Origin of the sequence: Reichenbachiella sp., from assembly GCF_039944555.1 — a bacterium.
GTDB lineage: Bacteria > Bacteroidota > Bacteroidia > Cytophagales > Cyclobacteriaceae > Reichenbachiella.
Genome location: NZ_JBDUYN010000004.1, coordinates 99179 through 114049 on the forward strand (window position 1 = coordinate 99179; position 14871 = coordinate 114049).

Consider the following 14871-nt stretch of genomic DNA (forward strand, 5'->3'; position numbering starts at 1 on the left):
AAATTAGAGAATAAAGGTTAACCAAGCCACTGCTTAAATGCAGTGGCTTTTTCACTGCTCACTACAATTTGTTCTTCATGCTCAAAATTGGTTTCCACCAGTAGTTTACTCTTTCCAAATTTATGGATTGCCTGAATGGCGGCATAACCTAGGATGTATTGTCTATTAGCCCGGTAGTACTTTTCCGGATCCAGCTCTTTGATGATTTCGTCAAGCGTTTGGTCCATTAGATATTTCTTTCCTCCCTTGGTAAGTAGGTAAACCAAACCAGATTTGGCCATAAAACAGCTGATGTCTTCTGTTTCTACTGACATCATTTTTTCACCCATTTTCACCAGAAATCTTGATTTAAATTTCCGATCGTCCAGGCGAATATTTTTAATCAACTCTTGAATTGAAGGTGGCGGTGTATCGGAAAACTGGGATTTCAAATTTCGATACTTTTCCAAACTACGCAACAGATCTTCTTTGTTGATGGGCTTTAGTAAATAGTCAATACTATTGACCTTAAAAGCCTTCAGCATATACTCATCAAATGCCGTGGTGAATATTATAGGCTTGGTAATCTCAGTCTGCTCAAAAATTTCAAAACTCAAACCATCGCTTAGCTGGATATCCATGAAAATCAAGTCGGGGCATTGGTGATTGTTCAGCCATTTGACAGCTTCTTTTACACCATCAAAAACTTCTACTATTTCGATAGACTCATCTAGTTCTTCCAAGAGCTTTTGCAATCGACGAAAGGCGGGCGCTTCGTCCTCAATGATCAATACCTTCATAGGCTAATTCTTTTGAAAACTCTATTTCTGTTAGCATTTCGATCAAAGGCACTGCTACCATGTAATTTTTTTGAGATTCGATCACGTCAATTTCCCGATTGCCCAAAAATTGATATCTTTTTTTGATGTTGGCCAGTCCGGTTTTCGTGGATTTCTCTAGTGTATTTTTCAATTGCAAATTGTTTTTTACCACAATGACTTCTCCTTTGTCTACATATATTTCAATATGTAGAGGAGCCGTCTTTGAGACAATGTTGTGTTTGATAGCATTTTCAATTAGCATCTGAAGTGTAAGAGGGGCAATGAACAATTTTTCATGTTCTGGTTTGATGAAAAAATCAACATTTAGGTTTTCTGGATAGCGCATCTGCAGCAAAAAGACATATGATTTTGAAAATTCCAATTCTTCCTTAAGACGAACCAGTTCCTTCTCTTTGTTCTGAAGGATATAACGGTATACTTCTGACAAAGTCTGCGTAAAGTCGATAGCCGACTTTTGGTCTTCCGCTATTAATGTGGTGAGGGTATTCAGGCTATTGAAAAGGAAATGTGGGCTCATTTGATTTTGCAATACTTCGAATTGAGTCCGGATTTGTTGGTTTTTGAGTTGTTCGTTGAGTGCGAAAGATTCTTTCCATTTACCAAAAAAATACGTGCCTTCATAGATCGAAGAGACCATAAAAGCAGCAACCATGTTGATTTCTGAATGTGAAAAAATGGTTTTGAGCTGTGCAATTTCAGCCCACGTATGAATGCCTAAGACCAATCGAATAATATTTGGTGCAATAATCAAAAATATAGTTACGACTAATGAGGTGATGATTAGACGCTTGGCGGTCTGCTGAATATCTGGGTACTTTCTCCTCAACGAGAAAATGATCATTGCCGCACCGTTCCATAATACTGCTGTAAATACGGTTGAGACTACAAAATTTTCTAGTAGAGGCTTATTAGCGTGATTACCTGCTTTGACAATAAAGGTCATGATGAGCCCTAAAACAGGAATACCCACCCATCGAATAACTTTTTCACTTGGCCATTTCCATTTCATAGTACAATAATATAAGGTTTTTGATCATGCTCGATACATACGGCAGTTGAACCGTGAATTTCTCTGAATGAACCCGGACATTCCCCAATTAAGATAATAATCAAAACACGAATTTTTCATCCTTGAAATTCCCCGGTTCATATTGAAAATTTCCCAACTCGGTCATATTAAACCCCGAGAATGTTAACCCTCACTCTAATTTCGAGTCTATAATGAAAATTCAAAATCAGAAACCATGAATAAGAAGTTAATCATAGTGCTCGGAATGCTGGTGGCTCTTCTCAGTTTGAAAGCTACGGCTCAAACACAGACCGTAAAAGGGCAAATACTCGATGCCCAGGCGGAGTACCCTTTATTTGGAGCTACAGTTGGCCTGATTGGCTCCGATCCTTATCTAGGAACAGTAGCTAATATGGATGGATATTTTAAGTTAGAAAATGTTCCAATCGGAAGGCAGACGTTGATTGTTCAGTACCTCGGATACAAAAACCAAACGATTCCTAATGTACTGGTCACGACAGGTAAGGAAGTCATACTTAACATCAAACTTGAGGAATCTGTAGAGAAGCTCGAAGAAATAGTAGTTACGGCAGATGCCAATAAGGACTTACCCATCAACGAATTGGCGAAGGTGAGTGCCAGGACCTTCAGTTTGGAGGAGGTCACCAGATTTTCGGGTGGGAGAAACGATGTAGCGAGAATGGCGGCCTCATTTGCCGGTGTAAGTGCGCCAGATGACTCAAGAAACGACATTGTAGTACGGGGCAATTCCCCCAGTGGCTTGCTATGGAGAATAGAGGGTATGCCGGTAGCTACGGTAAACCACTACAATACAATTGGTTCCACAGGAGGCCCCGTTAGTGCGTTAAATACAAACTTGCTGAGAAATTCGGATTTTATGACTGGTGCTTTCCCGGCGGAATATGGCAATGCTAATGCTGCTGTTTTCGATGTGAATTTTAGAAACGGAAATACCGAAAAATATGAGTTTACTGGTCAGTTGGCAGCTTTTTCAGGATTAGAGTTTATGGCCGAAGGTCCTCTCAAAAAAGGAAATAATTCATCCTTTGTAGCTTCTTACCGATATGGAATTGCACGATTTGCTGCCCCAGGCACAAGCGCCATTCCTATTTATCACGACTTTTCATTCAAGGCTAACCTCGGAGATTCCAAGATTGGAAGGTTTGAGATCTTTGGATTAGGCGGCTTAAGCAGCATCGATTTTTTTGGAGATGAAATAGATGAAACAGATCTTTTTGCCAATCCGAATGAGGACGCCTACGTGAATAGCGACCTGGGTGTATTAGGGCTCTCTCATTTGCTTCGACTCAATAAGACGACTTATTTAAAAACGATTCTGGGAGTTTCGGCGACTGCTAACACGTATAATCAAGATAATCTTATAAGAGATTCGGATGGCAATACCGTTTTGAAATATAGGTCGACCAACGTGGACAATACCGAAATCAGATACAATTTATCTTCCACCTTCAACAAAAAATTTAATGCAAGCTGGTCACTAAGAGCAGGGGTTGTAACTGAATTATATGATGCTAATTTCTTTGTGGAAGATAGAGACAATCAGGCAGGGATTCCAGACACAGATGCTGATGGAGTTCCGGATTATTATCGTTTGATCAGAGATTTCAAAGATCAATACACCGTTTCTCAGGGATTTGCTCAGGCAGAATACAATGTAACCGATGAGTTGAGTATCACAGCTGGTCTTCACAGTCAGTATCACAGCTACACGGAGTCTACAGCATTGGAACCACGAGCGGCCATTAGCTGGCAGTTCGATCCACGTCAAAGGCTCAGCCTTGCTTACGGCCTACATGCTCAGGCGGTGCCAAGCCCAATCTTGTTTTATGAAGAAGAAGTAAGTGCCGGGGTCTATGAAAAAACCAATGCGGACCTTGGATTTACGAGAAGCCATCACGTTGTTCTCGGTTATGATAGAAATCTTGGCCCCAGCTGGCGGTTGAAAGCAGAGACCTATTATCAGTACATTTTTGATGTACCTGTGGAACGTACGCCGAGTAGTTATTCGATTTTGAATGAAGGAGCCGATTTTGTATTTGAGGAGAAAGGCTCACTGATCAACGATGGTATTGGGAGAAACTATGGTGTGGAGGTGACTTTAGAAAAGTTCTTTAGCAATAACTACTATATGCTGATGACGACCTCTCTTTTTGATTCAAAATATGAAGGTAGCGATGGGATTGAAAGAAGTACTGCTTTTAATAATCACTTCGTATACAATATCCTTTTCGGAAAGGAATGGAAATTTGGAAAGGGTCAAAAAAATGCCTGGACGTTCGATACCAAGCTGACCACTTCAGGCGGTAAGCCTTATACGCCAATTGATTTGGATGGCACTCGAAACAATGCAGGTGATGAGGTAAGATTTGAAGACGAGGCTTATACCATGAATTATGGCGATTACTTCAGGTGGGATGTGAAATTTGGAGTTCGGATCAACAGTGCCAAGAAGAATGTGTCGCACCAGTTTTTCGTGGACTTACAAAATGTCACCAACCGGAAAAATGAATTTGTGAAAAGATACAATGAAGTGACTGATCAGATCAATGTGGTTGAGCAGATTGGGTTCTTTCCTGACATTTTATACAGAATACAGTTTTGAGGACTAGGTTTATGGATTGGAGCCTGTCGGTTTTGTGCTGACAGGCTTTTTTTATTCTTTCTGGCCGGTAGGGATGAGGCGGGACTGACCTTTTATATATTTGAAGAACAAATATTACATTCAGTTCATTATGAGAGCTACAATCCTACTTATCATAACCTTTCTCATAGTTTTTCCTGGATTCTCCCAGGATAGCTTGGTTTTGCGCAACAATAAACGTATTCCTTACTCAAGGTTGGCCATGTTTAACGGCGAGGTTGAAATAAAAAATGCAGAGACCAAAGCGTTCGAAATTTACCCGTGCGATTCAGTTTACGGATATAGTGAAGGAATGAAAGAGAGAACTTACTTCCTGAAAAAAAATCCGGAGACTGACGAGAAAAGTCATCTATTTTTGAGCCGGCTCGAAGTAGGGAATGTTTCAATATTTGAAGGGACAGGTAACAATCAAAGTCTATATGCGGAAAAGGATGGTAGATTAGAAAAAATACTAAGTGTCACAGATTCTAAATCGCTGAAGGCCGAGAGATTAGAGGGTTTCAAGTCATTTGTTCAGGACGATGATGAGTCTCTTTCTTACATTGCGTCATCCAGTTTCAAATTGAGATGGAAAGATATCATTACCGTAGCGCAGTACTACAACAAGCGAAATTTTAGGGAAAGAACCCCATCCCCCAATGATGTTCTGGGAGCAGTTTATTTATATCGGACTCAATTTCAGAAAACCAAAGAAGGCATAAAAATTCGCCTCAATGGGAAGAGTCATGATTTGTATATTGAAGATTACATCATACTTGATTTGCCCGTTGACTACGCAAGTATGCTCAGCCTTAGAGATTCAGAGGTGAAAAACACACATGTGATTTCGGGAGAGCTGGAAGAACAATTTTTCGAGGTTTTGTATGATTCAAAGACCAACACTTTTAGATTTGATAAAAAGGGAGGAACAGAACTACAATTTGAATTTTACAAAATCAAAGATAAGGTGGGCAAGAAAATCTCACATGATTAATTAGTTTATGATAAAATCAGAGGCACTTATTTATCAGGATCCTACGTCAGGGAATACATTCGAAGGAGTGATCTGCTGGGATGAAGATCTTGCGGGACAGAAACCAGGTATACTAGTTTCCCATACTTTCAAAGGGCAGTCGGATTTTGAAATTGGTAGGGCACAAGAATTAGCCAAACTAGGATATGTGGCGTTTGCATTGGATATGTACGGTAAAGGTAAAAGGGCAACCGCACCAGAAGAAGCAGATGCTTTGATGAAGCCTTTTTTAGACAACAGAGGACTTTTACTAAACAATATTCTACTTGCTCTTGATACTTTAAAAAAACACCCTGAAGTTGACGAGACCAAGGTTGGTGGTATTGGTTTTTGTTTTGGGGGCAAGTGCATGCTGGACTTGGCAAGATCAAGCGCAGAGATCGGCGGTGTAGTCAGCTTCCATGGCATATATGATAAGCCTGGTATGGAGCATCAAGGAGATATCAAGGCGTCAGTGCTTGTGTTGCATGGATGGGAAGATCCACTGGCTGATCCGGAAAGTACGGTGGCTCTTGGTCATGAACTGACTGAGAGAAATGCCGATTGGCAAATCCTGGCCTTCGGACACACAGGTCATGCCTTTACAAATCCGGCGGCTAAATTTCCAGAAAAAGGAATGTACTATAAGGAAACCTCCAACCGACGCGCCTGGCAAACCATGATCAATTTTTTTGAGGAGATTTTTGGCCGTATCTAACTACAATGAACCTGGCCATTTTTGATATAGATGGTACCGTTGTGAACTCGGTATCTGTTGATGATGAGTGCTTCATTCAAACCTTTATGGATTTGTATCAAATTGATTTATCAGGTGCTGATTGGAATGATTTCGAGCATGTGACTGATAGTGGATTGACCAATGAAATTTTTCTTAAACACTTAGACCGGTTGCCAACGGAAGGAGAGGTAAATAGAACCAAGGACTATTTTTTTGACCTTCTCACTTCAAGGGTGAGCGAATTTCAAGAAATTTCTGGGGCCTCAGAATTTATCGCCAGACTAGGCGCACAAAAAAAAGTATTGATTGCCTTTGCCACTGGAGGCTGGAGCAGGACGGCATATTTGAAGCTCCAATGTTTAAATATCAAAGTTATCGATTACATACTGCGATCAGCGGATGATCACTACAAAAGGACTGAGATTACAAAGCTAGCGATCCAAGCTGCCATAGAGCAATACGACATTAGACATGTGGATTCCATTACTTACTTTGGTGACGGTCAGTGGGATCTCAGAGCTTCTAAGGAATTGAATATCGATTTCGTAGGAATTGATTACGAAAACAATGGTAGGCTAAGTGCAAAAGGTGCGAAAAATGTAATTAAAAACTATCTGGATGTGGACGAAAAATTGATCATAAAAAAGGGCGGATTTTAAAATCCGACCTTGATATTAAAGTTATAGAGATTAATCCTCGATCTTCTCAGTAACAATCTCTTTGATATCCATCATCAACTTCTTTGCCATTGCGTCAGCTGTGTTTCTGGAATCGGATTCTGCATAGATTCGAATAATTGGCTCAGTGTTTGACTTTCTAAGATGAACCCATTCTTTGTCAAATTCGATCTTTACACCATCTTCCGTGTTGATTGGCTGCTTTTCGTATTTATTCTTCACCTCCTCTAGTACAAAATCAACATCGATTTCGGGTGTTAAATCAATTTTGTTTTTCGAAATGTGGTAGTTTGGATACATGGCTCTCAAAAGAGACGCTGATTTACCAAACTTGGCCAAATGAGTTAAGAACAAAGCGATGCCTACCAAAGCATCTCTCCCATAATGCAATTCGGGTAAAATTATACCTCCATTTCCTTCTCCACCTATTATGGCATTTGTAGCCTTCATTTTGTTTACCACATTCACCTCACCAACTGCGGAAGCTTCATATTGTCCTCCGACACGTTCGGTTATATCTCTTAGCGCTCTTGTAGAGGACATGTTTGAGACCGTATTGCCAGGTTTATTTTTTACAACATAATCGGCAATAGTAACAAGTGTATACTCCTCACCATAAGGTTCACCATTGTCTCCAACAAAAGCCAAACGGTCCACGTCAGGATCAACAACGATCCCAAGATCGAGATGCCCACTTTCAACCTCGTTGCAGATGTGAGTGATGTTCTCTGGAAGCGGTTCAGGGTTGTGCGGAAACAAACCATTAGGCTCTCCAAAAAAGATGTGATAATCCCTTACCCCAAGTTTCTCCAACAATTTAGGAATGGCAATTCCTCCAGTAGAGTTTACAGCATCCACTCCGATTTTAAAATTTCTATTTCGAATGGCATCGACGTCTACCAAATCCAATTCAAGGATTCGATCAATGTGATAGTCGATATAAGAATCATTTTGTTCGTATTTACCAAGATCTTTGGAGACAGTGAATTCGATTTCATCTGAATCTGCTAATTTTAAAATGTTATCGCCATCGGCCGCAGAAATAAACTCTCCTTCTGCATTCAAAAGTTTGAGTGCATTCCAGCCATTGGGGTTATGGCTAGCTGTTATAATGATTCCTCCACCAGCTTTTTCAGCAGGTACGGCCATTTCTACTGTAGGCGTGGTAGAAAGACCAAGGTCGATTACATCAATACCTAGACCTTGCAGGGTGCCCGCTGCTATTTTTGTGATTAGCTCACCCGATGGGCGAGCGTCTCGACCAATCACTATTTTATTGATTCCAGAATTTTTCTTCGCCCAGTACCCGAATGCTGCAGCATACTTTACTACGTCATTGGGAGTCAGCGATTCTCCTTCTTTGCCACCGATGGTGCCTCTGATTCCAGAAATTGATTTTATAAGTGTCATCTATTGATGTATTAGTTTTTAGGGTGCGCAAAACTAGACAAACCATTGAGATTCGAAAGTGTCTTTCGAAATTTTGCCTATGCTCCCGTGATTACGTTTTTAAATTCTTTTAGAAATGCTGGTTGTCGTTATTATCGACGAATTAAAATTTATTCATGACCTTATCAACTTCATTTTCAGGATTGCCGCATGAATCTCCTATAGCAACAGTCTTGCCACAGAACCCACATGCTTCGCCTTCTTTATTGAGATAAGGATTTTGTGAAGCACAAGTGCCTTTGAATTCCCCATTTTTCAAAAATATGAGACGTACGCTCATAAAAATGAAGAATATTGCCACAAAACCAATTCCTAACAATATTGTAGTCATATTTTCAAATGTTGAATGCAAATTTATACATTAAAGCCAATAGCTTTGTCATAAGTTCCACATTAATGATCAAGATCATTTTTCATGCCCATCGCAAAAAGTAAGCCAGATTCCAATCGTTCAGCCAAATTGGCCGCTTTTGACAGACTTTTGACTGTCATGGACGAGTTGAGAGAAAATTGTCCTTGGGACATGAAGCAAACAATTCAGTCTATTCGTCACTTAACAATTGAAGAGACCTATGAATTGTCAGATGCTATTTTGGAGAACGATTTGGAAGAAGTAAAAAAGGAAATCGGTGATATCATGTTGCACATGGTTTTCTACTCCCGAATCGCTTCGGAGACCAATCAATTTGACATTACTGATGTGCTTCACGGTATTTGTGACAAACTGATCCATCGTCACCCACATATATATGGTGATACTGAAGTCAAAAATGAAAAGGAAGTGAAAGAGAACTGGGAGAAACTAAAGCTCAAAGAAAAGGGAAATGTTTCTGTTCTGGGAGGGGTACCCAAGTCCCTTCCTGCCATGGTAAAAGCCATGCGTATTCAGGAAAAAGCACGAGGAGTAGGTTTCGATTGGGACAATCAGAACCAGGTCTGGGATAAGGTGCATGAGGAATTAGTCGAGTTTAGAACCGAAGTTGAGAACAATGAAAAAGAAAAAGCCAGAGATGAATTTGGCGATCTGCTGTTTTCTTTAGTTAACTATTCCCGTTTTGTAGATATAGATCCGGAAGAAGCTCTGGAGCGTACCAATAAAAAATTCATCAAAAGATTTCAATACCTTGAATCCGAAAGCAAAAAGGACGGTAAAACTATGGGAGAAATGACCTTGGAAGAAATGGACAAGTATTGGGAGAAAGCTAAGAATCAATGAGTCAGTTAAACAATGAGTTAATTGAGCACTGAATTAGTGATATAATGAGGCATTAAACCATTAAACCATTGAACCATTCGATCATTAAACCACTAAATCATTGAAAACATGAAACCGAACATTAGAATAGGCTATGGCTACGATGTGCATCAACTGGCAGAAGGGCAGCCATTTTGGCTCGGAGGTATAGAAGTACCCCATACACATGGAGCGGTTGGCCATTCAGATGCAGATGTGCTGATTCATGTAATCTGCGATGCTTTACTTGGAGCGGCCAATATGAGAGATATAGGCTTTCATTTTGCCGATACAGATCCAAAGTTCAAAGGTATTGACAGCAAAATTCTTCTTAAAGATGTGATGAATCTCCTTCGTGACGAAGGCTATGAGATTGGCAACGTAGATTGTACCATTTGTTTACAGCGCCCTAAGGTCAATCCGCACATCCCACAAATGAAAGCTGTGCTAGCCGAGGTAATGGGAATGGAAGAAGAGGATGTTTCTATCAAAGCCACCACAACTGAGAAACTAGGGTTCGTGGGTAAAGAGGAAGGCGTATCTGCTCACGCGGTGGCTCTAATTTATAAGAATGTCTAACATCAAGGTCATAGAAACCCGGGATGGGTCATCTTCACTCCTTATTCCAGAAATGAATGAGACTTATCATTCTACACACGGGGCAATTACAGAATCGGAGTATGTTTTTCTCAAAATGGGACTCAATCATTTTAGGGAAATGCATACGGATCAGAACGAAATCAGGATTCTTGAAATAGGCTTTGGCACAGGGTTGAATGTTTGGCTCACGGCCTTGGCAGCTATGGATTTTGATTTGAAGATCAAATTCGTATCTATTGAAAAATTTCCCTTGGAAGCCAATTTGGTCAATCAATTAAATTATAGAAACAAGAAGGGAACTGAGGCGGAAGAAATTTTTGACCAGATTCATTCTTCCGGTTGGGGTAAGGAGCAGGCAATCACCGATCAGTTCTCACTGATAAAAAACAAGTCTGATCTATTTGATTTTGATACCCCTGCTCAATCTTTCGATATAGTTTACTTTGATGCATTTGCCCCCTCCAAACAGCCAGAGATGTGGTCTCTGGAAATCTTGAACAAAATGTTCGACTTGCTCGATGAAGGAGGCGTATTCGTAACATATTGCGCACAAGGTCAATTCAAGAGAGATTTGAAATTGGCTGGTTTTGAGACAGAAGAACTGGAAGGTCCGCCAGGAAAGAAAGAGATGACTAGAGGTACTAAAAAGACTTTTGGCGTTTAACTCATCGAAAATAAATTAACAAAACACAGGATTAGTTTCACAACAGGAGGGTTTTTTTATATTTGCTAACACCAACTGGTAAAGGGATAAGCCATATATGAGGATTATAATAGCAGGTGCAGGGGATGTTGGGTTTCATTTGGCCAAACTTCTGGCCTTTGAATCGCACGATATTAACATCATCGATATGGATGATGATAAGTTGCAGTACATTGCCAATCATTTGGACGTCCAAACCACGAAGGGCAACTCCACTTCTTTTCGAACACTGGAAGAAGCTCAAATAGCAAAAGCAGATCTCTTGATTGCCGTCACTGAGTCTGAAACCACAAACATTTCGACTTCTATCATAGGTAAGAATCTGGGAGCTCGCAAGACCATAGCTCGAGTTACTAACACGGAATATCTGCACAAAAAGGAAATATTGGATTTAAAGGATATTGGCATTGATGAGATTATTTCTCCTGAGTCCTTGGCGGCCAAAGAAATTAAGCGTTTGCTTAAGCAAACGGCACTGACAGATTTATTTGATTTTGAAAAAGGAACCTTGTCTTTGGTAGGTATTACTATCGATGAGCATTCCGAACTCAACGGTAAGACGCTTGTCGAGGCCGCCTATCTCAACCCTGACCATAGTTTTACAACGGTTGCTATTCTTAGGGACAGGGAAACAATCATTCCACATGGCGATAACAAGTTTCTTAACAATGATCACGCGTATTTCATTTGTCAGCCAGATGGAGTGGAACGAGTATTGGACTTAGCCAAAAAGCAAAGTGAGGATATTCGGAACATCATGATTCTCGGTGGAAGTAAGATTGGAATTCAAGCGGCACTTCAACTTAGTAAAAGATATAATATCAAGCTAATAGAAGAGGACAGAGATAAGTGTTTTGAGCTGGCGGATATGCTACAAAATACCATGATCATCAATGGAGATGGACGCGATGTGGATTTACTAAAGGAGGAGGGTATTGATGATATGGATGCCTTTATTGCTGTTACTGGAAATTCAGAAACAAACATAATTTCTTCCTTGGTGGCTAAGAATCATGGCGTGGGCAAAACCATATCGCTGGTAGAGAACATGGACTATATCCACTTGTCTCAAAATATTGGTGTGGACACAATGATCAACAAAAAGCTCATTGCGGCTAGTTTCATCTTCAGATATATCCGAAAGGGGCAGGTGGTAAATATGACCACAATTCACGGAGTTGATGCTGAGATATTGGAGTTTGAAGTTACGGAAGGCTCTAAAATTCTTGATCATGAGTTGAGAAATCTGAATTTCCCTCAGTCAGCCATCATTGGTGGTGTCATCAGAAATGGACGTGGACATATTGCAAGAGGAAATTTTCACTTTGAGGTCAAAGACAGAGTTGTTGTTCTGACTCGTTCTGAGTGCATCCGAAAAGTAGAAGCATACTTCAAATGAGATTTAATTATAAAGTCATCATCAATGTACTAGGACTGCTTTTGCTCCTCAATGGTGCCTTTATGATGCTTTGTATCCCTTTCAGCTTACATTTTAAAGATGGAGATTTGATTCCATTATTAAAATCAGGAGGTATTACCATGTTAATCGGGTATATCACTTTTGCATTTACACGAAAGAACAGATCCAAAGAACTTAAGAAAAAGGACGGCTACCTTATAGTCACGCTAGGATGGCTGACCATGTCAGTTTTTGGAACCTTGCCCTATATTTTGAGCGGGTCAATACCCAATTTTACAGATGCGTTTTTTGAAACTATTTCAGGTTTTACCACGACGGGGGCCACGATTCTCACGGATATTGAATCTATAGATAAGGGAATCTTATTCTGGAGAAGCTTGACGCAATGGATTGGTGGAATGGGAATAATTGTGCTTGCAGTCGCCATTTTGCCTATTTTGGGGATTGGTGGTATGCAGCTTTTTGTGGCAGAGGCACCTGGAATCTCCCCTGACAAACTGAAGCCAAGAATTACCGAAACCGCAAAAAGGCTATGGTTGATATATGTAGGATTAACGCTGACGGAAATGTTGTTGCTCTGGATCGGCGGAATGACATTTTATGATGCTATCAACCATGCCCTGACGACTATGGCCACGGGCGGTTTTTCAACAAAGAATGCAAGTATTGCCCATTTTCAGTCACCCTTTATCCAATACACGATAACAATTTTTATGTTCCTGGCAGGCACGAATTTTACCCTTACCTATTTTGGTCTGCATGGCAAGTTCAAGACAGTATATAGAAATGAAGAATTCAGGTTTTATTCCTCCTTTTGTATTCTTCTGACTGCAATTTGCGCAATTAGTGTTTATACTCACTCAGCTCATGGATTGGAGAAATCATTCAGGGACGGACTTTTTCAGGTTATTTCTATTATTACCACCACAGGTTATGTGACAGCCGATTATAGTCAATGGGCGTCATCAATTGTCGTTTTGATATTTGTAATGATGTTTTTTGGCGCATCAGCCGGAAGTACTGCCGGAGGTGTAAAAATTGTGAGACACATCGTATTGATAAAAAACAGCATACTTGAGCTTAAAAGGCAGTTGCACCCTTCAGCAATTATTCCTGTAAGATTGAACAAAAAGGCAGTGCATCGGGATATTACTTTCAATATTTTGGCCTTTATCATGATTTACATTTCCATTTTTGCAATTGGTTCGGCTATTATGGCTTGGGTTGGAGCAGATTTTCTTACTGCGGTTAGTTCTGTTGCCACCTGTCTTGGCAATATAGGTCCCGGCCTTGGAGATGTGGGTCCAGTGGACCATTTTGCCAATATACCAAACACAGGGAAATGGTTTTTATCTTTTTTAATGCTCCTTGGAAGACTAGAACTCTTTACTGTATTGATTTTACTTACGCCATATTTTTGGCGAAAAATATAACTAAGCATGACATCAATTCTTGAATTTATCATCTGGAGCCCAAGTCCAGAAATGTTTACTATTCCTGGTATAGACAGAGAAGTACGTTGGTATGGACTTCTGTTTGCTATGGGATTTATTGTGGCTCAACAGGTCATGTATTGGATTTTCAAAAAGGAAAACAAGAATCCGAAAGATGTTGATCAACTCACTATGTACTTGGTGATTGCTGTGGTGGTAGGAGCAAGACTCGGGCATTGCTTGTTCTATAACCCTGGCTATTATTTGAGCAACCCTCTTGAAATAATAAAAATTTGGGAAGGCGGATTAGCGAGTCATGGAGGAGCGATAGGGATGTTTATCGCACTATACCTCTACGCCAGAAAATATGGAGTGACCTACCTATGGATTTTGGATCGTGTGGCTATTGTCACAGTCTTGGTCGGTGCCTTTATTCGCTTTGGGAATTTTATGAATTCAGAGATCATAGGTCTGCCTACTGGTTCAGATAGTGGAATCGTATTTGCTCGAAGCGTCGAAGACATGTTTTTGAATGGAGATGAGCGAATTGAGGAGGTTTCTTTTGAAGAAGGCGGAAAAGCCGAAAGCGATAGTGCGGGCTTAGTACCAATAACCATTGTATTGGAATATAAGAGGGGTGTCGAATTAGATGACAATGCCTCCAAAAGCTTTTTTGAAAGAAACGTGCCCAATGCTTTTAGTCGCCCCAGTAGATTGCAGAAACATATATACCATAAAAAGGGTACCGTTATGCCTTATGAATTGTATAAGGAAGGAGGTACGCAGTATGCAAGAATTCATATACTCGGAATACCCAGACATCCGGGCCAATTATATGAATCTATGGCCTGTGTTTTGATGTTCTTGATATTGGCTCATGTGTGGTTCTATCATAGGAATCAGCTCAAAACCGGTTTTCTCTTCGGCTTTTTTATGACCATGCTGTGGTCCGAAAGATTTATTGTTGAGTTCTTCAAGGAAAATCAGGAAGCATGGGAAGCCGATATCCCGCTCAACATGGGTCAGTGGCTAAGTATTCCATTATTCTTTTGGGGCGTTACCTTTATGATCAAGTATTGGGGATCTGAAAAGAAAAAGGCCTAAGAAGGCAA

Annotated in this window: 14 protein-coding genes; 10 read left to right on the forward strand and 4 right to left on the reverse strand. The window is 40.3% G+C overall.

Annotated elements, in window-relative coordinates; translation table 11 throughout:
• Nucleotides 1–17: 17 nt before the first annotated feature.
• Both ABJD64_RS01930 and ABJD64_RS01935 read right to left on the reverse strand, forming a co-directional pair.
• Nucleotides 18–779, reverse strand: a complete 762-nt coding sequence (locus ABJD64_RS01930; protein WP_348176850.1) for a LytTR family DNA-binding domain-containing protein — start codon at nucleotides 777–779, stop codon at nucleotides 18–20.
• Nucleotides 760–1830, reverse strand: a complete 1071-nt coding sequence (locus tag ABJD64_RS01935; RefSeq protein ID WP_348176852.1) for a histidine kinase — start codon at nucleotides 1828–1830, stop codon at nucleotides 760–762. The genes ABJD64_RS01930 and ABJD64_RS01935 overlap by 20 nt, the downstream gene beginning before the upstream one ends.
• A gap of 235 nt (nucleotides 1831–2065) precedes the next feature.
• Between ABJD64_RS01935 and ABJD64_RS01940 the strand changes: the two genes are divergently transcribed.
• The 4 genes from ABJD64_RS01940 to ABJD64_RS01955 all read left to right on the forward strand — a co-directional run bounded on the left by ABJD64_RS01940 (nucleotide 2066) and on the right by ABJD64_RS01955 (nucleotide 6902).
• Nucleotides 2066–4474 (forward strand): TonB-dependent receptor, encoded by a 2409-nt coding sequence (locus ABJD64_RS01940; protein WP_348176854.1) that lies wholly within the window; start codon nucleotides 2066–2068, stop codon nucleotides 4472–4474.
• Between the two features lie 130 nt (nucleotides 4475–4604).
• Nucleotides 4605–5486: a hypothetical protein gene (locus ABJD64_RS01945; protein WP_348176856.1), complete on the forward strand. Its 882-nt coding sequence runs from the start codon at nucleotides 4605–4607 to the stop codon at nucleotides 5484–5486.
• A 7-nt stretch (nucleotides 5487–5493) separates the two neighbouring features.
• Nucleotides 5494–6222 carry a dienelactone hydrolase family protein gene (locus ABJD64_RS01950; protein WP_348176858.1) on the forward strand — a complete coding sequence of 243 codons (729 nt, stop codon included), beginning with the start codon at nucleotides 5494–5496 and terminating at the stop codon, nucleotides 6220–6222.
• Between the two features lie 5 nt (nucleotides 6223–6227).
• Complete coding sequence (locus ABJD64_RS01955) at nucleotides 6228–6902, forward strand: HAD hydrolase-like protein (protein ID WP_348176860.1); 675 nt, start codon at nucleotides 6228–6230, stop codon at nucleotides 6900–6902.
• Between the two features lie 30 nt (nucleotides 6903–6932).
• Here the strand turns inward: ABJD64_RS01955 and glmM are convergent, their stop codons facing one another.
• Both glmM and ABJD64_RS01965 read right to left on the reverse strand, forming a co-directional pair.
• Nucleotides 6933–8330, reverse strand: a complete 1398-nt coding sequence (gene glmM / locus ABJD64_RS01960; RefSeq protein ID WP_348176862.1) for a phosphoglucosamine mutase — start codon at nucleotides 8328–8330, stop codon at nucleotides 6933–6935.
• Between the two features lie 142 nt (nucleotides 8331–8472).
• Complete coding sequence (locus tag ABJD64_RS01965; RefSeq protein ID WP_348176864.1) at nucleotides 8473–8700, reverse strand: hypothetical protein; 228 nt, start codon at nucleotides 8698–8700, stop codon at nucleotides 8473–8475.
• An 84-nt stretch (nucleotides 8701–8784) separates the two neighbouring features.
• On the opposite strand from ABJD64_RS01965, the gene mazG reads away from it, so the two are divergent.
• The 6 genes from mazG (at nucleotide 8785) to ABJD64_RS01995 (ending at nucleotide 14863) form a co-directional block, all read left to right on the forward strand.
• Nucleotides 8785–9585, forward strand: a complete 801-nt coding sequence (gene mazG / locus ABJD64_RS01970; protein WP_348176866.1) for a nucleoside triphosphate pyrophosphohydrolase — start codon at nucleotides 8785–8787, stop codon at nucleotides 9583–9585.
• A 108-nt stretch (nucleotides 9586–9693) separates the two neighbouring features.
• Nucleotides 9694–10182 (forward strand): 2-C-methyl-D-erythritol 2,4-cyclodiphosphate synthase, encoded by a 489-nt coding sequence (gene ispF, locus ABJD64_RS01975; RefSeq protein ID WP_348176868.1) that lies wholly within the window; start codon nucleotides 9694–9696, stop codon nucleotides 10180–10182.
• Nucleotides 10175–10867: a tRNA (5-methylaminomethyl-2-thiouridine)(34)-methyltransferase MnmD gene (mnmD, locus tag ABJD64_RS01980; protein ID WP_348176870.1), complete on the forward strand. Its 693-nt coding sequence runs from the start codon at nucleotides 10175–10177 to the stop codon at nucleotides 10865–10867. Before ispF ends, mnmD begins: the two co-directional genes overlap by 8 nt.
• A gap of 97 nt (nucleotides 10868–10964) precedes the next feature.
• Nucleotides 10965–12305 carry a Trk system potassium transporter TrkA gene (trkA, locus tag ABJD64_RS01985; RefSeq protein ID WP_348176872.1) on the forward strand — a complete coding sequence of 447 codons (1341 nt, stop codon included), beginning with the start codon at nucleotides 10965–10967 and terminating at the stop codon, nucleotides 12303–12305.
• Entirely contained in the window at nucleotides 12302–13759 is a 1458-nt protein-coding gene (locus ABJD64_RS01990; protein ID WP_348176874.1) for a TrkH family potassium uptake protein, read from the forward strand. Before trkA ends, ABJD64_RS01990 begins: the two co-directional genes overlap by 4 nt.
• Before the next feature lie 6 nt (nucleotides 13760–13765).
• Nucleotides 13766–14863, forward strand: coding sequence for a prolipoprotein diacylglyceryl transferase (locus tag ABJD64_RS01995; RefSeq protein ID WP_348176876.1), 1098 nt, complete (start codon nucleotides 13766–13768; stop codon nucleotides 14861–14863).
• Nucleotides 14864–14871 lie beyond the last annotated feature (8 nt).